Below are 20,915 nucleotides of genomic sequence, written 5' to 3' on the forward strand. Positions count from 1 at the left end.
TTTTAATTCGCTACACTGCCGATGGAAAATATTCCCGTAATGTCGCTCGAACCGTTTCCGCCTAAGTTATCTACGAATTTCACCATCTGAACAGCGGAAGTGACATTGGGTGTCGCGTTGCTATCATCGCTATGGCTATTACCACCTGTTTTTGATTTCAACGTAATTGTATTGATCTTTCCGCTCAACAGTTTGTCAAAATCTGCCTTGATCGTGATTTTAGGAGCATTTCTCCCTACAATAGCATGGTTAGGCAGTGTCAAGGTTATGTCCCGGTATGCATCAACTCCCTGCGTATAGGTATCAGGATCTCCGTTAGTGCCCTCCACGGTGCTTCCGGTATGAATGGATATTTCTTTATGGTCACTATCATAAAAGCCCTCCAACTTTGTAAAACGGTATCCCGCTCCCCATTCCCAATGCATTTCGGTATCATTAGCCCCAGCCTCGGCATAAAAATTGGGAAATCTTGCTTCATCCAATATGTTTAGTTCCGGTTTAACACCCAACCCAAATTTTATCTGTTTGTACTCACTTGCTGGAACATTTCGCAGCACAAAGTCCAAGGTCTGTGGCTTTGCCTGATTTACAACCGTCGCTCCTTGATCCAAATTGTTGATGTGATATGGGATTTCAATACCGTCTGCTTTTATAAGACGGATATTACTGATCACGTATTTTAATTCTGAAAAGTGGTGAATTTGCCCTTCGGCAGAAGTATTCGCCGTAGCTGTAGAAGATGTAGCATCCCCCAGTACTATAGTCGTATTTTTGAACGTGTTGTTGAAATGCAACGCGATATTATTGGCAACGGGATTGTCGTTGTCTTTGCTACAAGATACCATCACTAATAAAAACAATGATAATGATAAGTAATTTGGTTGTTTTTTCATTTTTTATTCCTTTTAGTTTTAAAAATTGTATTTAATAATGATTTCATGTTCTTTAAAAATCAAATTTCAATGAAGTGAAAATATTGCGCCCCATTCTTGGAATATTGCCCCAATCTGCGTACGTACTGTAATACGCATTGAATAAATTTTCTGCACCAATCTGTAAGGTTGCTCGGTAGTTTTTGAATTTGAAGGTGTAATCGACAGAAATGTTCCAAATTCTATAGGCCCGACTTAGGGTTTCACCGTATTCAGGACTGTAATTTTTGTGTGCAAAATCGCCATTCATTGAAGTCTGAAAATTAAATTTTCTATGCATAAAATGCAGGGATGTATGGTAGCTCAAGGGACGAATGAACGGTAAATTTCCACCGTCGTCGTCCGTTGCACGTGCATACATAAGCGTTCCTTTCCAATGAAGATGTTGCAATACATCGTAGTTGCCATTCAGTGTCGCATTGAAAAGCTTAGCATGGTTTAATGACGTGTATCCTTTCACACCGACAGACTGATAATTCATGGGGCTTCCCAAACTCAAAATTCTACCAACGATATAATTTTGAATATGAAAATAGTTTACTTTGGCTTCTATTCCCATCTTTTCGTTTTTAAACCCTGCACTTGCATTGGCCTCATACGAAATCTCGTTTTTCAGATCGGGATTCCCAATATAATCGTAACGGTCAAAACTGTTGTAAATATAATACCCGTATCCTTCCGAAGCAGAAGGCGCTCTATGCCCGTAACCCGTTCCGACGGAAAAATTAAATTGGTTGATATGCAGTTGATAATTAGTATATAGCGCTGGCAATACCCTGTTTTTTTCCTGTGGCGTGCCGGGATAGAAAATCCAGTTGAATTCCACATATTTGGAACGGTTGTAATTCCAGCCCAATGAGCCTCCAAAATTTACCTGGCTCATTTCAGAAAAATCCCAGGAGTTATTTATAGACGCTCCTGCAAAACGGGTAGTTACCCAGGGCCAGCTGTATGCGAACATCGTTTTCTTGCTCCTGTCTTGCGGATACATCGTCATTTCTGCGATAGATAAATTATCATACACATTCAACTGTATTTCGGAACTATAATTACCATGTTTCAAATTTGCACGCGAGACCAATCCGTAGGTATTACTCCAACCTGGCATATCCATGTGAACCAGATTTTCTGGACGCTTCGTATCATCCATATAGTGTTCTATGGCATTGAAATAAAGTTTCGTGTCCCAAACTTTTACTAACCCTTTTTTGAATAATTGTTTGTAAGAGGCCGACGTAATAATGGCTCTGGAGAGCCATAAATCCATAGGAAGTGCGGGGAAACCGACATCTTTCGCCCTGTCATAGATTGCATCAATCCTCACCGAAGAAAGCGGACTTGTTTTATATGCTAGCCCCAAAGAGGTATTGAATTTACTGTATTGCGAATGGTTTACTTCGTCGTTATTTCCGTCATAATAGTTACCGGCTTTTCGGAAAGAAATGCTTCCGTCCACTACGAACTGATCACTGGAGTAAGACAGGTTTCCGAGGTTGAAAAACTGTTTGTTATTGGTTTCAAAACCGGTCTGATAAGCTCCGCTCCATATCCTTTCAAGGCCGAATGGTGTGCTTTTCCTTTTCAGGTCGATACTTCCTGCAACAGTTGCACCGTGCAAACTTCCCTCTTGACCGGATTTTATATCAATCGTAGCAAGATTATTGCTTTCTACATACGAAGTGATAGGATCCATTTTATCCGTACATGCGCCAAAAACGTGCATGCCATCAATCGTAATCGTGGAGCGTTCCGTACTCATGTTATTAAGCAATGGTTCCCATGCATAGGCACCTCGTTTTATGAAACTGATTTTGTCGGAGGAGGCTAAAAATTCATCCACGGAAACCGTCATTTTCATTTCACTCTCTATTTTTTTCTTAGCGATAGCGATGATCTTTACCTCTTCAATGCGTTGGGTAGTGTCGTGTTGGGCCTGCATATTTTGGGCGTTTGCGTTAATTCCAAGAAAAAGAGTTCCAAAAATAATACCTAGCTTCTTCATAAACCTTAGAATAGAATATCAATATGTAGTTCACTTTTTATACCCTCGACTCCGGGCGTAAAATCAGTCGGCACAACCGTACCCTTCAGAATTTGTCCCCGTTGGTTCAACATAATGAAATTTAATGTCCAGTTGCCCGTCATGGTGTAATTGACTACCCCGTAGTACAAGCCATTGCTTTGCTGTATTAGATCCTTATTATTGGGCGAAGAATGATTTCCCATAGAAGGCTCGGGCATCCGCGGATCCAGCTGTAAGGTATAATCACTTACCTCCGTGTACGAAAACTGCGAGGGATCCGGAAAATCTCCGGACGGGGGATTGGTTGGTTGATTAAATCTGTAAATTCCCGCAACCAATACATTTTCGGCAATTTTAGGTTTCTGTGGCGATACTAAAGTGATGAAGTACTGTTCATCATCATTTCCCGTAAATGACGTCATATTTAGGTTTTTATTAGTCTGCTCTTGGACAGTAATGATCTGTTTCACTTTATATGCTTGATTGGAAATTCTAAAGCTGATATAAAGTTCCCAGATGCTATCTATATTGCTTTCACTTGTAAACACTGCATAACCCGAAAAATAGTTTTCATCCGGCTGATAAGCTAACTCGTGGAGATGAGGGCAGGAAACCTTATTCCCGACTGCATTAACCGTGATCGGTAGAAATGTAACAACGGAAGCATCTGCGTCTTCATTCGTTTGTATATTCGTAATTTTTAGACGTATTTCGTTGTAACCTTTATAGAACGTTCCGTTTAAAGCTTCAATGCTAATGTTATAACCCTCGGTATTGAAGGCAACAGCTTCTTTAAACTCAAAATGATCGGTAACCACTGTGTCTATTTCCGCTTCGTAGTCCGTTTTTTCTTTCGTGCAGGATACTAATGCAAAGCATAGCGTAATCAGAAAAAATATTAATTTTTTCATTTGTTATTTTAGTTTTCCTTCGTCAAATGCCTCTATGCCGATCGGCATAGAGACCCCCGCTGATTAACATAGTCATAGGTCCGTGTGTCCAATGAATATTTTTTCCTATCTAGAAGGACTTGATTATTGACGAATGTTTTGTGAAAAATGATTGAAATCTGACAGTCGATTGGCAGCGCTTAGCACAAGTGGTTTAATATCTAATTAGAAATTATGTCAAGTTTAGCTAACTATATTAGGTACCTAAACTCCTGTTAAGCTCTGTGCTACCCGTAAAGCCTAACTAATGGGAGGGCGGAATATGGAGGTATTGTACTTAAATCTGTAATCGATCAGATAAGGTGAAAAATGGTTTTCATCGGTTTCTCCCTTCGGATGGTACGTTGTTGTGAAGATAGTATATTCTTTATGCATGTAATGCGCACTATATTCATATACCACTAAATTCTTCTGTGTTTCTTCTTTTTCTTTTTTTCTTATTTTTTGCATCAGTATACACTGACCATTACAATGAAGCTGGGGTAAGTCTTTGTTTATACATTTCGCTAAATAGTCTGGTAAATGCATCTGATATTCCATCGTCATGATACTGCGATAAAATGATTGCAGTGTCAAAATGATTAATAAAATATATGTACAAAAAATTCTCAAAACTATCTAGTTTCTGATGGTAACAATCTTCGGCAAAGATACAGAAAGAATCTTCTGTAAAAATAGCGAAATATCACTTTTTTTAGAAACGTCACCTAACAGTGTATGGTGATAAGATTAGGCGGGCGGACAAATTAACTAAATTTAACAATCAAGATATTAAACCGTTTCATTTGAAATATATCTATGTATAAAACAAGGTCGTAAAAGCATTATTTACAATTTAATTAAATACGATGAAAAAGATATTAACATTAGCAGTATTGTTTACGGGATTAAGCGTTGCGTCCTTTGCGCAGGAAAAGTCAGATAATAAGCGTGCAGATCGTAGAGAAGGTAAGCCATCTCGCAAAGGGGTTACGGTAAAATCGGCAGAAGATATCGCGAAAATCCGTACAGAGCGATTAGATAAGGAATTAAAATTTACCGATAAACAGCGTCAAGAGGTATATGTGTATAACCTCGATCAAGCAAAAAAACTCAGACAACGTGCGGAAGGGCGGAGAAAAGAACGTATGGCGATGCGAAGAGAAATGAAAGCTGATCGCGAAAGATTTAAAAATCTATTGACTGAAGATCAACAAAAAATAATGAAAGATCGTATTGTGGAGCGAGACGGGGAGCGTATCCATAAACGCGGTCAACATTTTAAAGGTCGCAAAGATGGCGACAGACCAATTCGTAAAAAGATTGAAAAAATTGAAGATACTAAGGAAGAAAGTTCAAATAGTTAGTGGTTATATGTTTTAGACGGAAGCCCTGAAGTGATTCAGGGCTTTTCTATTTTAAATTTTTTCGTTTATTATCTCAAGAATGAGTGGATATGTGTTTTCTTTCACTTGAGCTAGCGCTTTTTTTGACAACCATTCTGCTCGATCGATGTCTTCTTCAAGCTGAGGAATTAATTTTGGTATTTTATTGACACCCATTTCATACCAATTGGTCTGTTTTAAAACTAGTTTGCCACGCATCAGATAAGTATGATATGTTGTGATCGCTTTTTTTCCAAGATAATGGATCTTAATCCCGCATTCTTCTTCCACTTCACGAACAGCGGCTTCATACATTTTTTCATTGTCTTCTACCTTCCCTTTAGGTAAATCCCATTTTCCGAGACGATGAATGAACAAGTAATGTCCTTCACCATTTTTTACAATACCACCCGCTGCCTTAATGATTCTTAGCTTACCAGAAATCGTTTTAAAAACTTTTTCCACTTCTGGGTGTATGTATAAATAAGTGGCAGTATCGTTCTTTGTACTGTTGTTGAAAAGTTTTTCCAAGTCAATCTCTTGTAATCCAATAGTTTGGACGTCGTTCTTGATTTTAGGTAAAAAATCTGCTAAAATAAGCAGGCTTTGGTTCATATAAATTTTATAAATTTGCGCCATGAATGATTTTAATGAGGTTGAACAAAAAGTTGCTGAATCCTTATTGCAAATTAAAGCAATAAAATTGCAACCTAAAAGTCCTTTTACGTGGGCTTCGGGTTGGAGGTCTCCAATTTACTGTGATAACCGCGTCACACTATCACATCCTGCTATCCGTACATACATCCGCCAAAAGTTATCTCAACGTATTCAGGAAGAATTTGGAAGCGTAGAAATGATTTCTGGAGTTGCTACTGCGGGTATACCCCAAGGCGTGTTAGTTGCTCAAGATTTAGGCCTTCCTTTTACGTATGTGCGCAGCAGTGCGAAAGATCATGGACGTCAAAACCTAATCGAAGGAGAGGTGGTAAGTGGACAACGTGTAGTGGTCATAGAGGACTTGGTATCTACAGGTAAAAGCTCTTTAATAGCTGTTAAGGCATTGCGTGAAGCAGGTTGCAATGTTGTTGGTTTGATTTCTATCTTTACCTATGGGTTTGAAGAAGCTGTGAAAAATTTTACAGAAGCAAAATGTCCTTTATTCAGTCTTTGTACGTATGATTCTTTAATCAAAGTGGCTGTGGACAAAAGCTACGTGTTAGAGAGTGAAGTGGATATGTTAGAGCAATGGCGTAAGGACCCTGCGAATTGGGAACCACACGTATAATAAAAAATAAGCATGACGGTTATCCAAAATCATACTGTAATCAACAAAGCTATTTCTGAAGTGTATTCTTTTCTAGCAGATTTGAACAATCATGAGCAATTGATGCCAGATAATATATACAACTGGATTTCGACAGCGGATGAAGCACAATTTACAATTAAAAATATGGCTAAATTGTCGCTTAAAATCAATCAACGTGTCGAAAACAAAGAAATCATTTGCGTGCCTTCGGAGGAAGCTCCTTTTGAAATTAAATTATCTTGGCAAGTAGAGGAGATATCTCCATCGGAAACCAAAGCAACATTTGTGATTGACGCACAATTGAATATGATGATGAAAATGATGGCTTCTGGACCTTTACAAAAATTGGTAGATCACCAAATCAATCGAGTGAAAGAGGTTCTCGGATAAGTGTTTATATACAAAAGCAATCTGCATATAGGTTGCTTTTGTATATCAATCATTTTGAATAATACATATTATCTTTTTCTTGCCGAAGTACTATCGCTGTAACTAACAATTGCCGTAGATGGCGTTGCGCATGCTCGGCAGCGTGAAATAACAGACTGATGAGTGATGTCGGTATACGTTTTCTTCCAAGATAACGTATATGTGTCAACGTATTAATATCCACCTCCTTCAATTTTTCCAAAGATATTTGTAGTTGGTGATCTAAATTGCTGCGTAGGACATTAAGAGTGACCGTCTGATCGTAGACGCCTTCTTTTTGAAGATAATATAATTGATCGTTGCTAAGACTCAAGTCCGAAGCATACGTAAACATCCGGTCCAATACCCCGACAATGTGTTGTAGGTGAAAAGCTATGGATGCTACATTTGCGGGCCTTTGCCAAATTGAGGTATTCTGTAGACCTTTTGTATATTTTTCGACATCTTCCTGAACCTGCAAAAGAGCGTGAGCTACGGGTTGTAACAAGGTGGGAACTCCTTCGATAGGACCGCGCATCCACACTTCGGGTAACTGTTTTTGATTTCCTTCCATAAGTAAATTTATCTTATTTATACTAAAAAGAGTTAAAAACAGGTGTTAACTTTATTTTCGGTTTTAATTCTCTACTCCTCGAGGTCTTGTTGTAACAAAAAAGGTGTTATGAAAAGCAGATTATGATGTATGAAATTACTTTCGCTTGATGAATGGGTAAAATATGAATTGTATTTTTGTTTATTCGCATTTAGCTATATCTTTAGGGCATGGAATTGAAATTAAAAAGACCATTGGCGTTCTTCGACTTAGAGACTACTGGGGTCAATGTTTCGGCAGATAGAATTGTTGAAATAGCTATATTAAAGGTGATGCCCGATGGCAGTGAGCAGGTGTTGACTAGACGGGTGAACCCCGAGATGCCTATCCCATTAGCTTCCTCGATGTTTCATGGTATCTATGATGAGGATGTAAAAGACCTCTCTACATTTAAAGAACTGGCAGCAGAAGTCGCGGAGTTTATTGGTGATTCGGATTTAGCAGGGTATAACTCTAATAAATTTGATGTACCGATGCTGATGGAAGAATTTTTACGTGCACAGGCTGAGTTTACGTTGGAAGGTCGGTCGTTTGTCGATGTACAAAATATATTCCATCAAATGGAACAACGGACATTAAAAGCGGCATACAAATTCTACTGTGGTAAGAGTTTGGAAAATGCGCATCAAGCAGAAGCAGATGTAAGAGCTACTTATGAAGTGTTGAAAGCGCAATTGGTGAAATACGAAGGGATTGAATTTGAAGATAAGCATGGTAAAGTGAGTGTGCCTGTCGTCAATGATGTAGATGCTTTGCATACTTTTACCAATCTGTCTAAGCCTGTTGATTTTGCTGGAAGATTGGTATATAACGACGACGACCAAGTAATCATTAATTTTGGAAAGCATAAAGGTAGGGTAGTGACGGATGTGTTTGATGTAGAGCCAAGTTATTATGCTTGGATGCAAAACGGTGATTTTCCATTGTACACAAAAAAAGTTCTTGAAAACATTTGGAACGCACATCGGCAGGTAAAACGTGAAGCAAGAGTAGCGCAAACGGAAGTTGAGAAGGACAGTAAGAAAGAAGCTAAAAAGAATTTTCAGAATGCACCAGTCAAGGAAAAACCTAAGCCAATTACATTGGACATGTTAGATGGTTTAAAAAACAAATTTGGTAAATAATAGAATAAAGTATATTGTTGATTATAAAATGAATACACAAGAAGAAATAGAGCACATACAGTGTTTAATTATTGGTTCAGGTCCTGCCGGTTACACTGCTGCAATTTATGCTGCCCGAGCTGATATGAAACCTGTAATTTATACCGGATTGGTACCAGGGGGGCAATTAACGCAAACAACGGAAGTAGATAATTTTCCGGGCTATCCGAATGGCATTACCGGACCAATCATGATGGAGGATTTACGTGCCCAAGCGGAGCGATTCGGTACGAGTGTACGTTTTGGATATGCTACGAAAGTAGACTTTTCGATAATTGGTGGTGTGCATAAAATAGAGATTGATAATATTAAAACGGTAACTGCCGACACGGTAATTATTGCAACGGGAGCAACCGCGAAATGGTTGGGATTAGACTCGGAAGAAAAATACAATGGTTTTGGCGTCTCAGCTTGTGCCGTTTGCGATGGTTTTTTCTTTAAAGGTCAGGATGTTGCCATAGTTGGCGCGGGGGATACTGCTGCAGAGGAAGCTACTTACCTAGCTAAATTGTGTAATAAGGTACATATGTTGGTGCGCCGTGACGAATTCCGTGCATCTAAAGCTATGGTACATCGCGTATTGAATACACCGAATATCGAAATCCATTATAACACCGAAACACAGGAAGTACTCGGTGATGGACAGGTGGTAACTGGATTACGTGTTAGGAATAATCAGAATCAGGAAGTAAAAGATCTGGATATTACCGGATTCTTTGTGGCGATTGGACATACGCCAAATACAGCCCTATTTAAAGGTATTCTAGATATGGACGAAACGGGGTATTTGATTACTAAACCGAACGCTACTGCGACAAATATATTGGGTGTGTTTGCCTGTGGGGATGTACAGGATAATATATATCGCCAAGCAATTACCGCTGCTGGAACAGGGTGTATGGCCGCATTGGAAGCCGAACGTTACTTGGCTGCAAAAGAAGGCGGCGAATAAATTATTTTATTTTTATACTAAAAAGGGTTAGTTTTTTATAAACTAACCCTTTTTGTATGTTTACAATTTGTTAATACTAGATTAACTAACGTTTAGTATATAAAGTATAAGTTTGCAGGATTAGCAAATAATATATGAATTTTAGAGTACTATTAACCAGTTGCGCGATACTATTCGGATCAGCACAGGCACAACAACTCGCCAAAGGCGTTATTTTTGAAGACAATAATAGCAACGGCAAACGGGAACGAAATGAAAAAGGTATTGCACAAGTTGCTGTGAGTAACGGACGGGAGGTCGTGTTAACCAATGCCAAGGGTGAGTACAGTTTACCTGTAGATGAAGATAATATCATTTTCGTGATCAAGCCCCGGGATTTTAAATTTACCGTAGACCAGGATAACCACCCTCAATTTTACTACATTCATAAAGCTAAAGGATCACCTCAGCTTAAGTATGCTGGGACGCCAGCAACAGGTAACATTCCTAAGTCATTGGATTTCCCGCTTCTTCCTAATAAAGAAAACGATGAATTTAAAGCATTCGTTTTCGGCGATCCACAGGCGTACAACCTTGATGAGATAGCCTATTTTAAAAAGGGAATAATTGACGATATCCAACAAAAGGAGGGAATTTCGTTCGGGATCAGTCTGGGAGATTTGGTCGGCGATGATCTAAGTCTGCATTCGGCTTATAAGCAGACTGTTGGACAACTAGGGCTTACATGGTACAATGTTATGGGCAATCACGACATGAATTATGACGTGAAATCGGATTCCCTATCGGATGAGACATATGAAAAGAACTTTGGACCGAATAACTTTTCATTTAATTATGGCAATGCCCATTTCATAATTTTAGATAATATCATCTATCCTAATCCCCGCACAGGGACCGGATATTTAGGTGGATTGCGGAAAGATCAATTGGATTTCGTCGCAAATGATTTAAAATTCGTGCCGAAAGATAAACTGATTGTGCTTGCTTTTCACATTCCACTTCAACACGAAAACTCCAATGTGTTTAGGAACGAAGATAGACAACGTTTGTTTGATTTACTAGCAGAATATCCAAATACCCTTTCTCTCTCAGCCCACACACATTTTCAAAAACAGAATTATTATAGTCGTGCAGACGGTTGGAAGCAGGAAAAACCACACCACGAATATAATGTCGGGACGACTTCCGGTGACTGGTATTCCGGTAAAATGAATGCACAGGATGTGCCTACATCAACGATGCGAGACGGTACGCCAAAAGGATATGTGATCTTATCGATCGATAACAATCAATACAAATTTGATTATAAAGTGGCGGGATACGATCCGGCATACCAGATGAGTCTAATCGGACCTGAGGAGATCCAAGAAAAATATGCAAGACGTTACACCTTATATGCGAATTTTTTTATTGGCAAATCGGATGATAAGCTGCAATATCGTGTAGACAACGGTGCTTGGAAGAACATGGAAATAAGTAACACTGCCGATCCCCATTTCGCATATAGTGTGTTGTCGTATGACAATGCCATGAAATTGCAAGAGGGGAGAAGGCCTTCAGATCCTGTTCCGTCATCGCACCTTTGGAAGGTGAAATACCCCAAATTAGCAATAGGCGCTCATAAAATCGAAGTGAAGGCTATTGATATGTTTGGTCGTGAGCATATACAGGTTAAAAACATCACCGTAGTGAAATAGGCGGTTTAACTACTAACTTTATGAGGTATGGCTTTGGTCTAGTATAATGACCAAAGCCATATTTTTTTAATTCAACACAATTTAAGATACCATTTAGCAAAGCATTTTATCTAAGTTTGTATAAACTAAATGAGAATATGTTATGGATGTAATATTAGGTCCGTGGCCATGGTATGTCGGAGGTGCCTTGGTAGCAATTATCATGTTAACGTTGATTATTCTGGGCAAGAGCTTCGGGTTTTCGTCCAATTTCAGAACCCTATGTTCAGCGTTAGGAGCGGGAAACAGCTGCGATTTCTTTAAATTTGATTGGAAGGCACAGCGGTGGAATTTATTGTTTCTAGTAGGTGCGATAATAGGAGGCTTTGTTTCGGCCAACTATTTGTCTGTTAATCAGATCCCCGAAATTAACGAAAATACGGTAACTCAATTACATCAACTGGGTTTTGAAAGCGCAGGACAGACCTATGTACCTTCTGAAATATTTGGTAAATTAAGTGTAAAGAACATACTGATCTTGTCTATTGGTGGCCTATTGATTGGTTTTGGCACACGCTATGCGGGCGGGTGTACTTCAGGACATGCCATTTCTGGATTGAGCGATCTGCAGTTGCCGTCTTTGATTGCAGTTATTGGCTTTTTTATTGGAGGCTTATTTATGGTTCATGTGTTGTTTCCTTTAGTATTTTAAAAAATGAAGAATTTAATATATATTATTTTAGGGACATTTTTTGGCATTGCGATGTATAAAGCCGAAGCTGCCTCTTGGTTTCGGATATATGAAATGTTTAATTTTCAATCCTTTCATATGTACGGTTTTATCTCGACGGCACTGCTGATGGGCGCAGTAGGTTTACAAGTGCTTAAACGGTATGAGGCGAAAGATATAGATGGCAAAAAGATCGTGATACAGCCAAAAGAGAAATCAATAGCACGTTATTTACTAGGAGGCATCCTATTTGGGCTCGGATGGGCGTTAGTAGGCGCATGTCCCGGGCCGATCTTTGTGCTCCTTGGAGCGGGGGTATGGCAGATGTTGATCGTCATAGCATTTGCTTTGCTAGGTACTTATTTGTACGGACTGATAAAGAATAAACTTCCTCATTAATAACCCTAGATGATGATTGTCTTAGGGATTCTGTTGGCAATAGTGGTAGGAATAACATTAGGACTAGTTGGTAGTGGCGGGACTATACTAACAGTGCCCATTCTTGTGTACGTTATGGGCGTAGATCCAGTTTTAGCGACCACATATTCGTTATTTGCTATTGGCGTGACCTCTTTTGTTGGTGGTGTCAAAGGTCTTATTACGCGGACCGTCGATATTAAAAAGGCGCTGATATTTGGTATTCCCTCGTTGTTCATGGTATATATTACACGTATGTTTATCTTGCCGCTACTGCCAGATGTGATCATCATCGGACCCTATACAATACATCAGAATAGTGCGCTGATGATGTTGTTTGCTGTGGTAATGCTAGGGGCTTCGATAGCAATGATAAGAAGACAGGACGAACGTATAGTTTATATCAATGAGCGTAAATTGTCCTTTGCTAAAGTAATAGCAGAGGGCGGTGCAATTGGATTGGTTACCGGTCTGGTTGGTGCTGGGGGCGGGTTCTTAATTATTCCTGCCTTAGTTAATTTTTTTCGAATGCCGATTAAAAATGCCGTTAGCACGTCTTTAGTCATCATCGCAGTCAATTCCTTTTTCGGTTTACTTGGTGATACCGAGAAGTTTGAGCGCTTCGATTGGCAAATGTTGTTAAGTTATACCGTGGCAGTTATTGCAGGGATGTTCGCTGGTTTTTCTGTGTCAAAAAGAGTGGATGGTTCGGTATTAAAGGTTATCTTTGGCTATTTGATTTTGTGTATCGGTACCTATATCCTTATTTCTGAATTCATTCTACACGATGTCCACAAATAGTACGGAATAGGTATTCAGAGCGTTCAAATATTTGAAAATAAATATAACGGATTAAATTTAAAAGGATAGCAATGTTTTTTCAACAAGTATACGACAATACACTTGCACAAGCAAGTTATTTTATAGGCTGTCAAGCCAAAAACGAGGCGATTGTGATCGATGCAAAGCGCGATATAGATACGTATTTAGCTATTGCGAAACAAAATAATATGCGTATTACCCATATCGCAGAAACACACATTCACGCAGATTTCTTGTGTGGTTCGCGGGAACTGGCCAAAGCGACCGGTGCGAAGATATATCTTTCTGATGAAGGGGGATCCGACTGGCAATATGATTTTGTGCATGAAGGACTGAAAGATGGTGATAGAGTTATCGTGGGAAACCTGTCTCTGGAAGTGATGCATACACCCGGTCATACCCCCGAAAGTATAAGCTTTATCTTACGCGATCATCCAGTTACAGACGACCCTGTAATGGTTTTTACGGGCGACTTTGTTTTTGTAGGAGATATTGGCCGTCCCGATCTGTTGGAAGAAGCTGGCGGTATGATCGGTGCCAAAGACAGAGGCGCGCGACAGATGTATGAATCTTTAGAGAAGTTTTTGTCGTTACCTGACTATATGCAGGTGTGGCCCGGTCACGGTGCGGGCTCGGCTTGCGGAAAAGCACTAGGATCTGTACCTAGCAGCACAGTAGGGTATGAGAAAATTCGAAATTGGGCATTCCAATTTACTAATGATTTTGAAGGGTTCAAATCATATTTACTGCGTGACCAGCCAGAGGTGCCGACTTATTTTGCAACGATGAAAAAACTTAACCGTATTGACCGGAAATTATTGGTAGAAGTGCCGAACCATCCTACTTTGTCGCTGAAAGATCGAGACGAAAGTTGGACAGTGATCGACACACGCCACAAACGTGATTTTATAGAGGGACATTTGAAAGGGGCAATCAATATACAGAATAATAATGCCCTGCCCAATTGGGCGGGTTGGATGCTGGACTATAACCAGAAATTGTTAATTGTAGCCGAAGAAGGAACTCAAAAGGACATCACACGGAAGCTGATGCGTATTGGTATGGATAATATTGCCGGGTTCTTAACTGATATCGATGGAGCAGCGTTAATACCTACGAAATTGGTAAATGCGGATCAGGTGGAGTTGATGAAAGAAGAAAGTGATGTGACTTTGTTAGACGTACGGAGTTCTATAGAAAATAGGGAAGGTCATATTCCTAATGCCCAACATCATTTCGTAGGCGACCTGCCAAAAGAACTACCCGTCGAATTACGGAACAGAAAGGTCATTGTTCAATGCCAGTCAGGTGATAGGTCGACCATCGCAAGTTCGTATTTGGAAAACCAAGGTTTTACACAGGTATACAACTATGCCGGTAGTTTTGTCGATTGGAAAGCGTCGGGTAAGCCAATAGTTTCAGCGTAAAATAAAATTACTTTTATTCTTTTTTTATTTTTCCTTTTTCTTTTGGTCTATCTGTAGGATCGTTGGGCATGTCATTGAGTTGCTCTACTTGCGCGTCAACACCCGCTTCACCATCTGCATCCTGCTTTTTATCCTCTTTCTTTTTTACAACCGAGGTTAGTTCGCGTTCGGTGTCTTCGTTCTTCTCTTTTTCGATACCAGTCGTATCGTTTTCTACTTTTGTTGGCATAGTTAAATCGTTTAAAAGGTAATATTCTGTTTATTAATAACAACGGAAAACAGAAGTTGCTTATCGATAAATACGCAATATACCAGCAATAAATACGCTAATTTTCAATATATAAGCTAAAATATGTTTAGACGCAGCAAAAAAAAGAGCTTTCCGATCGAAAAGCTCTACTTGACTAAATTATTGCAGTGATTTATTGCTGCGTTCTGAATTACCCCTCGCTTAATACAAATTGTACATCAGCTTGAAATTTTACATCCTCACTTACCATTACACCACCTGTTTCCAATGCGGCATTCCAGGTTAATCCAAATTCTTCACGATTTATTTTACCTGTTACGGTATATCCGACCTTTTTATTTCCCCAGGGATCTTTTGCAATACCTCCGAATTCAACTTGGAAAGTTACCGGTTTTGTAACATTTCTAATCGTAAGATTACCCGTTAAATTAAATTCGTCATCATCCACTTTCTTAATATCAGTGGATTGGAATGAGATTGTTTTGAAAGTTTCAACATTGAAAAAATCAGCGCTCTTTAAGTGCTGGTCACGTTGTTCATTTTTGGTATTGATCGAATCAGTTTGAATGCTTACCTCAATTGCAGCATTCATGACATCTTCGGTAGAACTGTCTACCGTAATGTCAAAATCATGAAACTGTCCTTTAACACTAGATATCATCATGTGTCTTACTTTAAATTCAATTTCACTGTGTGCTTTGTCTAGATTCCAAGTTGCCATAGTCGTAAATTTTATTTTTTGTGATCTGTTGTTAACTATTTTATCAGCTTACATTGCTGAATGTAAAAGCAAAGATCTAAATTAAAATCCCTACAAAGCTTAACATAGGTTAAGAAAATCATTTTATATACTAATCGGCGCAAAGCCGTACCTTTGTCCATATGTCTACAGCAGGATTAATTTCACAGGATACGATCGTGGCATTGGCCACTTCTTCTGGATCTAACGGAGCAATTGCCGTGATACGTGTTTCAGGATCTGAGGCAATACACCTTACTAATTCTATATTTAAAGGTAAAGATCTAACCCAACAGTCCTCACATACAATTCATTTTGGAACGATTCGGGAAGAAGAAGATATTATTGATGAGGTACTAGTTTCACTTTTTATTGCTCCCAATTCGTATACCAAAGAAAATTCAGTGGAGATTTCTACCCATAATTCAAAGTATATTATAGAGCGGGTAATCAATCTTTTGATAAAAAAAGGAGCACGTGCCGCAAAGGCAGGAGAGTTTACGTTGCGTGCTTTCTTAAATGGTGGATTGGATCTCTCTCAGGCCGAAGCGGTAGCTGATTTGATTGCATCTAATTCGGCGGCTTCGCATCAAATTGCTATGCAACAGATGCGAGGGGGCTTTTCCAATCAATTGAAAAAGCTTCGTGAAGATTTGGTTCATTTTGCTTCATTAATAGAATTAGAATTGGATTTTTCCGAAGAGGATGTTGAATTTGCAAATAGAGATCAATTAAAAAACTTAATTCAGCAGATCTACACCGTAATCAATAAGCTCATATCCTCATTTGAACAAGGTAATGTTTTAAAAAATGGTGTCCCTATTGTTATTGCTGGAAAACCGAATGTTGGTAAATCCACATTGTTGAATGCATTATTAAACGAGGAGCGTGCAATTGTATCTGAGATTGCCGGTACGACGCGTGATACAATAGAAGATGAAATGAATATCCATGGCGTTACTTTTCGTTTTATTGACACCGCAGGCATCCGGGAAACACTGGATATTATTGAAGCGAAAGGAGTGGAGCGAACCCGGGAGAAGATGAAGCAAGCGCGTTTGATCGTTTACCTATTTGATCCCACACAGGACCAAATTGCTGATGTTGAGATACAGATTGAAGAAGTTAAATCCCTGGGGATTCCATTTATCACGATCATTAATAAAGCCGATCTGTTGAGCGAATCGCAAAAAGATGAATTTGACGTTTTGAGCCCTTTATTTATCTCGGCTAAAGAGCAGCAAGGTATAGAAACATTGAAAGATGAACTACTCAATCAAGTTAACCTGTCGAATATAAATACTGACGATGTGATGGTGACGAATATCCGACATGTGGAAGCTTTGCAGAAAACACAACAATCATTGGAAAAAGTACTTTATGGAATTGATAATCCTGTGACTTCAGACTTTTTGGCCATGGATATACGACAAGCATTACACCACCTCGGAGAGATAACGGGGACGGTCACTACGGACGATTTACTTGATAACATATTTTCCAAGTTTTGCATCGGCAAATAGCTTTTTTTGTATTAAAGATATGATATAATATATGTAATTTTAGGGCCTAATCCATTTTATTGGACACTATTAACGATTGCTTGTATGGATGATATTATTCGTTTTTTTGAAAATCAGGACCCCATTATGGGTGCTTTTTATGCGACTACTTTTACGTGGTTTGTCACTGCAGTGGGCGCGGCGACCGTGTTTTTTTTCAAAGCAATTAATCGTAATTTTATGGATGGAATGCTCGGCTTTACCGGTGGGGTAATGGTCGCGGCAAGTGTGTGGAGTTTGTTGATACCAGCAATGAACATGAGTGAGGGTGAAGGTTTTGTGAAGGTTATACCAGCGATTTTGGGGTTCCTTTTTGGTGCTGGATTTTTGTTCGCATTAGATAGGTTATTGCCTCACCTCCATGTAAATTTCAAACAGGTTGAGGGAGTTAAATCCCCCTGGCAGAAAACAACACTATTGGTGCTAGCTATTACACTCCACAATATTCCCGAGGGACTCGCTGTTGGGGTTTTGTTCGGAGGAGTCGCTGTTGGGCTTCCGGAAGCCAGTATTGCAGGCGCGGTGGCTTTAGCAATAGGAATCGGACTGCAGAATCTACCGGAGGGAATTGCGGTAGCTATGCCTCTTCGGCGTTTAGGCATGAGTCGTCGGAAAAGCTTTTTTTACGGACAGTTTTCTGCCATAGTAGAACCTATAGCAGGAGTTGTCGGTGCTTTAGCCGTTACGGTTTTTACGCCAATTTTACCTTATGCCCTCGCGTTTGCGGCGGGAGCTATGATTTTTGTTGTCGTCGAAGAAGTTATTCCAGAAGCGCAGCAAAATAAAGATTCAGATATTGCCACAATCGGTTTTATTATAGGGTTTCTAATTATGATGTCTTTAGATGTCGTTTTAGGATAAATAAAAATTTCATCCGTGTGATGAAAAGAGGTTGTTATATTTCTTTATAACAACCTCTTTTTCATCTTTCGTTATTCCTCAGTCGTCGCCGAAGGAGCATTTTCTTTTACTGAATTTATACCGTTATTTCGTCCAGATTCACTTTCATACATTTCACTGCTACCTATGATTTGGCCATTTGTGGATTTAAGGTTAAAAAAATACTTACCATTAGACGATGTTTTCTTTTCAAATCTAGCAACCACCTGTGCATTTTTTTTTACCGAATCGACGCCTTTTAAGCAGTTTGCTTTCGTGGCGTAACCTTCGCTGGTCAATATTACTTGTCCATTGCCAGCTTTAAGATTGAACTGGAATTCACCATTTTTTCTGGTGCTTACTACAAATTTTCCCATTACTCTAGTTTTAGATGGTTTATATACTTATAATATGATATCCTTACTTACGTATTTATACTCTAAAATAATGAATAATAATAGAAAAGAAAAACCTCTGCAATTTTTAGTTGTATTATTTCATAATTTTTTTGCATCTCGACTTATAATTTCGCTATTGTCTATATAAATTTTTGATTATATTGAACGTGCTATCTCAAATGAGGGAATATACTTATGGATATTAAGAAGTTGGATACGGTACGATGGGGAATGATTGGTGCGGGAAATGTGACAGAAGTAAAAAGTGGCCCCGCGTTTTATAAAATAGGAGACTCTAGATTGGTCGCTGTGATGGCGCGCACCTTGGATAAAGTGAAGGACTACGCCCAGCGGCATGAAGTCCCCACGTACTATACCAATGCGCAGCAATTAATTGATGATCCGGAGGTGAATGCAATTTATGTTGCTACCCCCCCAAGTACGCATATGGAGTATGCCGTTAGCGCGATGCGAGCTGGTAAGCCGGTTTATGTAGAGAAGCCAATGGCGATGAGTGTAAAAGAATGTGAAGAGATGAATGCGATATCGGAGCAGACCGGAATTCCGCTTTTCGTCGCATTTTACAGGAGGGGTATGGCGTATTTTAATCAGATAAAACAGCTATTAAGTGAAGGTAAAATTGGGGCTATACTTTCGGTCGATGCCAAAATAATACAAGCGCCTTCTGACAGTGATCTTGATCCCAAAAAGCACAGTTGGCGAATCGATAGAAACATTGGCGGAGAAGGATATTTTGTTGATCTGGCCCCTCATACATTTGATATTTTGGATCATTTACTAGGTGAGATTGAAAGTGCAAGCGGAAACGCCATTAATATCGCGGGGAATTATGAAGTCGCGGATACCGTTGCGGCGAGCTGGAAATTTAAGTCCGGCGTTTTAGGAATAGGGCTTTGGAGTTTTTCAAGTACACGATCCGCAGAATTGGATAGGGTTATTATTACAGGTACCCGCGGTACGATCACGTTCAGCATCTTCAAATTGACACCTATAGAAGTGCGTACAGATACTGGAGTCGAAATGTTTGACTTTGATAGACCACAGCACATACAGATGGGACTCATTCAAATGATCGTAGAAGAATTGACTGGGAAGGGTACAAGCCCTTCCACGGGGGTATCGGGACTGCGGACTGCAAAAGTAATGGAGCAGGTACTCGGTTGATGATGCGTATCATTAACAATAATGAAAAGGCAACGAATATTATTTCGTTGTTAGTGCATCCCTCCAATAATTAGCAGTATTCCAACACCCCTCTTAGAAATGCTAGATTACTCCGGTATTTTTGGATTTTCCAAATATGCAGAGAAAGCTTTATCTGCTTTTTTGGTTAGCCATTCATAAAGTTTTGCCCCGTGACTTATCCGTTTCACACCGATTTTCCCAAGGACTTCGAGGTTAGGTAAATTTGGTGTTAAAAATACGTTCAAGGGCAGTTTTATTTCCTGTGTGAGTTTTTCAATATCTTCTTTCGATTCGATTAACGGTACGAATATTCCATCCGCGCCTGCTTCCATATATAAAGAGGTACGTTTTATAGATTCAACTAAACTATCCTGATGTTGCGTAACATAAGTGTCCGTACGTGCATTAATAAAAATATCAGTCACTTCTTTTATAGCTTTTATCTTATCGGCAAGTAAAGTAGACGAGCCTAAGACGCGTTTACTGTCTTCTACTTTCCCGTCTTCCAAATTGATTCCAACCACACCAATATCCGTTAATTTTTTGACATACCGCGCTACTTGTTGAGGATCGTCCGAATAACCAGCTTCTAGGTCTACCGACACCGGAATCTGTACGGATCTTACGATGCGTTGTACAACAAAAAAAAGCTCATCGAACGAAATGTTCTCTCCGTCTTCGTACCCTAATATATTGGCGATAGCGTGGCTTGACGAGCCCAGTGCCTTAAACCCGCATTTTTCTGCGATTTTTGCAGAATGTGCGTCCCACACGTTGCCTAATACTAACGGAGATGATTGTCGGTGTAAGTTTTTGAAAGATGTTAATGACATACGATAAAATGTTTAGTTATATCTTTCTAACAGATCGGTAGCCTGTTTGTTTTGTGAAACATAAAGTTGATTTTTTTGGTTTTTTAATAGTTTTTGTTGTTGTGTAATGTGTTTTTTTATTTAAATTTTAATACTAATTTGTTTTTTTTGTATTTTTAATCATATTTTCTTTTAATAAATTGAATATTTTATGTTTATTTTGTTATATATATCATATATTTACGTTTTTAGTGTTTTAAACTGTGTATTTAGTGTTTATTACTTA

Annotated in this window: 23 protein-coding genes; 13 read left to right on the forward strand and 10 right to left on the reverse strand. The window is 39.1% G+C overall.

Annotated features, from left to right (window positions below; translation table 11 throughout):
• Positions 1-2 precede the first annotated feature (2 nt).
• The 4 genes from C4F40_RS03665 to C4F40_RS03680 all read right to left on the reverse strand — a co-directional run bounded on the left by C4F40_RS03665 (position 3) and on the right by C4F40_RS03680 (position 4,355).
• Positions 3-893 (reverse strand): MbnP family protein, encoded by an 891-nt coding sequence (locus tag C4F40_RS03665; protein ID WP_231389904.1) that lies wholly within the window; start codon positions 891-893, stop codon positions 3-5.
• 52 nt (positions 894-945) lie between these two features.
• A complete protein-coding gene (locus C4F40_RS03670; RefSeq protein WP_196938012.1) occupies positions 946-2,934 on the reverse strand; it encodes a TonB-dependent receptor in 1,989 nt (662 codons plus the stop codon).
• Positions 2,935-2,939: 5 nt separating this feature from the next.
• Positions 2,940-3,866: a hypothetical protein gene (locus tag C4F40_RS03675; protein WP_196938013.1), complete on the reverse strand. Its 927-nt coding sequence runs from the start codon at positions 3,864-3,866 to the stop codon at positions 2,940-2,942.
• A 279-nt stretch (positions 3,867-4,145) separates the two neighbouring features.
• Positions 4,146-4,355: a hypothetical protein gene (locus C4F40_RS03680; RefSeq protein ID WP_196938014.1), complete on the reverse strand. Its 210-nt coding sequence runs from the start codon at positions 4,353-4,355 to the stop codon at positions 4,146-4,148.
• Between the two features lie 398 nt (positions 4,356-4,753).
• On the opposite strand from C4F40_RS03680, the gene C4F40_RS03685 reads away from it, so the two are divergent.
• The gene (locus tag C4F40_RS03685; RefSeq protein WP_196938015.1) at positions 4,754-5,251 is read left to right on the forward strand and encodes a hypothetical protein; all 498 of its coding nucleotides are present in this window, start codon (positions 4,754-4,756) and stop codon (positions 5,249-5,251) included.
• A gap of 51 nt (positions 5,252-5,302) precedes the next feature.
• On the opposite strand, the gene C4F40_RS03690 is transcribed toward C4F40_RS03685, so the two are convergent.
• Positions 5,303-5,908, reverse strand: a complete 606-nt coding sequence (locus C4F40_RS03690) for an NUDIX hydrolase (RefSeq protein ID WP_196938016.1) — start codon at positions 5,906-5,908, stop codon at positions 5,303-5,305.
• Here C4F40_RS03690 and pyrE point away from each other — a divergent pair.
• Together pyrE and C4F40_RS03700 are read left to right on the forward strand one after the other, a co-directional pair.
• Positions 5,907-6,554 (forward strand): orotate phosphoribosyltransferase, encoded by a 648-nt coding sequence (pyrE, locus tag C4F40_RS03695; RefSeq protein ID WP_196938017.1) that lies wholly within the window; start codon positions 5,907-5,909, stop codon positions 6,552-6,554. The two genes, C4F40_RS03690 and pyrE, sit on opposite strands and share 2 nt — an antisense overlap.
• Before the next feature lie 12 nt (positions 6,555-6,566).
• The gene (locus C4F40_RS03700) at positions 6,567-6,965 is read left to right on the forward strand and encodes an SRPBCC family protein (protein ID WP_196938018.1); all 399 of its coding nucleotides are present in this window, start codon (positions 6,567-6,569) and stop codon (positions 6,963-6,965) included.
• 49 nt (positions 6,966-7,014) lie between these two features.
• Here the strand turns inward: C4F40_RS03700 and C4F40_RS03705 are convergent, their stop codons facing one another.
• The gene (locus C4F40_RS03705; RefSeq protein WP_196938019.1) at positions 7,015-7,557 is read right to left on the reverse strand and encodes a DinB family protein; all 543 of its coding nucleotides are present in this window, start codon (positions 7,555-7,557) and stop codon (positions 7,015-7,017) included.
• A 209-nt stretch (positions 7,558-7,766) separates the two neighbouring features.
• Here C4F40_RS03705 and C4F40_RS03710 point away from each other — a divergent pair, with 209 nt between their 5' ends.
• The 7 genes from C4F40_RS03710 (at position 7,767) to C4F40_RS03740 (ending at position 14,783) form a co-directional block, all read left to right on the forward strand.
• Entirely contained in the window at positions 7,767-8,720 is a 954-nt protein-coding gene (locus C4F40_RS03710; protein ID WP_196938020.1) for a 3'-5' exonuclease, read from the forward strand.
• 28 nt (positions 8,721-8,748) lie between these two features.
• Complete coding sequence (trxB, locus tag C4F40_RS03715; protein WP_196938021.1) at positions 8,749-9,711, forward strand: thioredoxin-disulfide reductase; 963 nt, start codon at positions 8,749-8,751, stop codon at positions 9,709-9,711.
• A gap of 134 nt (positions 9,712-9,845) precedes the next feature.
• Positions 9,846-11,408, forward strand: coding sequence for a calcineurin-like phosphoesterase C-terminal domain-containing protein (locus tag C4F40_RS03720; RefSeq protein ID WP_196938022.1), 1,563 nt, complete (start codon positions 9,846-9,848; stop codon positions 11,406-11,408).
• Positions 11,409-11,550: 142 nt separating this feature from the next.
• The gene (locus C4F40_RS03725; protein WP_196938023.1) at positions 11,551-12,099 is read left to right on the forward strand and encodes a YeeE/YedE family protein; all 549 of its coding nucleotides are present in this window, start codon (positions 11,551-11,553) and stop codon (positions 12,097-12,099) included.
• Positions 12,100-12,102: 3 nt separating this feature from the next.
• Positions 12,103-12,516, forward strand: a complete 414-nt coding sequence (locus tag C4F40_RS03730; protein ID WP_196938024.1) for a DUF6691 family protein — start codon at positions 12,103-12,105, stop codon at positions 12,514-12,516.
• Between the two features lie 9 nt (positions 12,517-12,525).
• Positions 12,526-13,335, forward strand: a complete 810-nt coding sequence (locus tag C4F40_RS03735) for a sulfite exporter TauE/SafE family protein (protein WP_196938025.1) — start codon at positions 12,526-12,528, stop codon at positions 13,333-13,335.
• 71 nt (positions 13,336-13,406) lie between these two features.
• Positions 13,407-14,783: an MBL fold metallo-hydrolase gene (locus C4F40_RS03740; protein WP_196938026.1), complete on the forward strand. Its 1,377-nt coding sequence runs from the start codon at positions 13,407-13,409 to the stop codon at positions 14,781-14,783.
• A gap of 13 nt (positions 14,784-14,796) precedes the next feature.
• Here C4F40_RS03740 and C4F40_RS03745 read toward each other — a convergent pair whose 3' ends face one another.
• The gene (locus C4F40_RS03745; RefSeq protein WP_196938027.1) at positions 14,797-15,012 is read right to left on the reverse strand and encodes a hypothetical protein; all 216 of its coding nucleotides are present in this window, start codon (positions 15,010-15,012) and stop codon (positions 14,797-14,799) included.
• A 211-nt stretch (positions 15,013-15,223) separates the two neighbouring features.
• Positions 15,224-15,754: a YceI family protein gene (locus tag C4F40_RS03750; protein ID WP_196938028.1), complete on the reverse strand. Its 531-nt coding sequence runs from the start codon at positions 15,752-15,754 to the stop codon at positions 15,224-15,226.
• Between the two features lie 161 nt (positions 15,755-15,915).
• On the opposite strand from C4F40_RS03750, the gene mnmE reads away from it, so the two are divergent.
• Entirely contained in the window at positions 15,916-17,295 is a 1,380-nt protein-coding gene (mnmE, locus tag C4F40_RS03755) for a tRNA uridine-5-carboxymethylaminomethyl(34) synthesis GTPase MnmE (RefSeq protein ID WP_196938029.1), read from the forward strand.
• 84 nt (positions 17,296-17,379) lie between these two features.
• Positions 17,380-18,195, forward strand: coding sequence for a ZIP family metal transporter (locus C4F40_RS03760; protein ID WP_196938030.1), 816 nt, complete (start codon positions 17,380-17,382; stop codon positions 18,193-18,195).
• Positions 18,196-18,266: 71 nt separating this feature from the next.
• Here the strand turns inward: C4F40_RS03760 and C4F40_RS03765 are convergent, their stop codons facing one another.
• Positions 18,267-18,590, reverse strand: a complete 324-nt coding sequence (locus C4F40_RS03765) for a YegP family protein (protein ID WP_196938031.1) — start codon at positions 18,588-18,590, stop codon at positions 18,267-18,269.
• Positions 18,591-18,806: 216 nt separating this feature from the next.
• Here C4F40_RS03765 and C4F40_RS03770 point away from each other — a divergent pair, with 216 nt between their 5' ends.
• On the forward strand, positions 18,807-19,796 hold the full coding sequence (locus C4F40_RS03770; RefSeq protein ID WP_196938032.1) for a Gfo/Idh/MocA family protein: 990 nt from the start codon (positions 18,807-18,809) through the stop codon (positions 19,794-19,796).
• Positions 19,797-19,903: 107 nt separating this feature from the next.
• On the opposite strand, the gene C4F40_RS03775 is transcribed toward C4F40_RS03770, so the two are convergent.
• Positions 19,904-20,650 (reverse strand): isocitrate lyase/PEP mutase family protein, encoded by a 747-nt coding sequence (locus tag C4F40_RS03775; RefSeq protein WP_196938033.1) that lies wholly within the window; start codon positions 20,648-20,650, stop codon positions 19,904-19,906.
• Positions 20,651-20,915: the final 265 nt, after the last annotated feature.

This window comes from Sphingobacterium pedocola, from assembly GCF_015209965.1.
Classification (GTDB): Bacteria; Bacteroidota; Bacteroidia; order Sphingobacteriales; family Sphingobacteriaceae; genus Sphingobacterium; species Sphingobacterium pedocola.

Excerpts from the sequence above, each read along its gene's own strand:
- C4F40_RS03775 (WP_196938033.1), bottom strand. The coding sequence starts at position 20,650 with ATGTCATTAACATCTTTCAAAAACTTACACCGACAATCATCTCCGTTA.
- C4F40_RS03765 (WP_196938031.1), bottom strand. The coding sequence starts at position 18,590 with ATGGGAAAATTTGTAGTAAGCACCAGAAAAAATGGTGAATTCCAGTTC.
- C4F40_RS03745 (WP_196938027.1), bottom strand. The coding sequence starts at position 15,012 with ATGCCAACAAAAGTAGAAAACGATACGACTGGTATCGAAAAAGAGAAG.
- C4F40_RS03760 (WP_196938030.1), top strand. The coding sequence starts at position 17,380 with ATGGATGATATTATTCGTTTTTTTGAAAATCAGGACCCCATTATGGGT.
- C4F40_RS03710 (WP_196938020.1), top strand. The coding sequence starts at position 7,767 with ATGGAATTGAAATTAAAAAGACCATTGGCGTTCTTCGACTTAGAGACT.
- C4F40_RS03735 (WP_196938025.1), top strand. The coding sequence starts at position 12,526 with ATGATGATTGTCTTAGGGATTCTGTTGGCAATAGTGGTAGGAATAACA.
- trxB (WP_196938021.1), top strand. The coding sequence starts at position 8,749 with ATGAATACACAAGAAGAAATAGAGCACATACAGTGTTTAATTATTGGT.
- C4F40_RS03685 (WP_196938015.1), top strand. The coding sequence starts at position 4,754 with ATGAAAAAGATATTAACATTAGCAGTATTGTTTACGGGATTAAGCGTT.
- C4F40_RS03690 (WP_196938016.1), bottom strand. The coding sequence starts at position 5,908 with ATGGCGCAAATTTATAAAATTTATATGAACCAAAGCCTGCTTATTTTA.
- C4F40_RS03705 (WP_196938019.1), bottom strand. The coding sequence starts at position 7,557 with ATGGAAGGAAATCAAAAACAGTTACCCGAAGTGTGGATGCGCGGTCCT.
- C4F40_RS03740 (WP_196938026.1), top strand. The coding sequence starts at position 13,407 with ATGTTTTTTCAACAAGTATACGACAATACACTTGCACAAGCAAGTTAT.
- C4F40_RS03670 (WP_196938012.1), bottom strand. The coding sequence starts at position 2,934 with ATGAAGAAGCTAGGTATTATTTTTGGAACTCTTTTTCTTGGAATTAAC.
- C4F40_RS03720 (WP_196938022.1), top strand. The coding sequence starts at position 9,846 with ATGAATTTTAGAGTACTATTAACCAGTTGCGCGATACTATTCGGATCA.
- C4F40_RS03700 (WP_196938018.1), top strand. The coding sequence starts at position 6,567 with ATGACGGTTATCCAAAATCATACTGTAATCAACAAAGCTATTTCTGAA.
- mnmE (WP_196938029.1), top strand. The coding sequence starts at position 15,916 with ATGTCTACAGCAGGATTAATTTCACAGGATACGATCGTGGCATTGGCC.
- C4F40_RS03730 (WP_196938024.1), top strand. The coding sequence starts at position 12,103 with ATGAAGAATTTAATATATATTATTTTAGGGACATTTTTTGGCATTGCG.
- C4F40_RS03750 (WP_196938028.1), bottom strand. The coding sequence starts at position 15,754 with ATGGCAACTTGGAATCTAGACAAAGCACACAGTGAAATTGAATTTAAA.
- C4F40_RS03770 (WP_196938032.1), top strand. The coding sequence starts at position 18,807 with ATGGATATTAAGAAGTTGGATACGGTACGATGGGGAATGATTGGTGCG.
- C4F40_RS03680 (WP_196938014.1), bottom strand. The coding sequence starts at position 4,355 with ATGCAAAAAATAAGAAAAAAAGAAAAAGAAGAAACACAGAAGAATTTA.
- C4F40_RS03725 (WP_196938023.1), top strand. The coding sequence starts at position 11,551 with ATGGATGTAATATTAGGTCCGTGGCCATGGTATGTCGGAGGTGCCTTG.
- C4F40_RS03665 (WP_231389904.1), bottom strand. The coding sequence starts at position 893 with ATGAAAAAACAACCAAATTACTTATCATTATCATTGTTTTTATTAGTG.
- pyrE (WP_196938017.1), top strand. The coding sequence starts at position 5,907 with ATGAATGATTTTAATGAGGTTGAACAAAAAGTTGCTGAATCCTTATTG.
- C4F40_RS03675 (WP_196938013.1), bottom strand. The coding sequence starts at position 3,866 with ATGAAAAAATTAATATTTTTTCTGATTACGCTATGCTTTGCATTAGTA.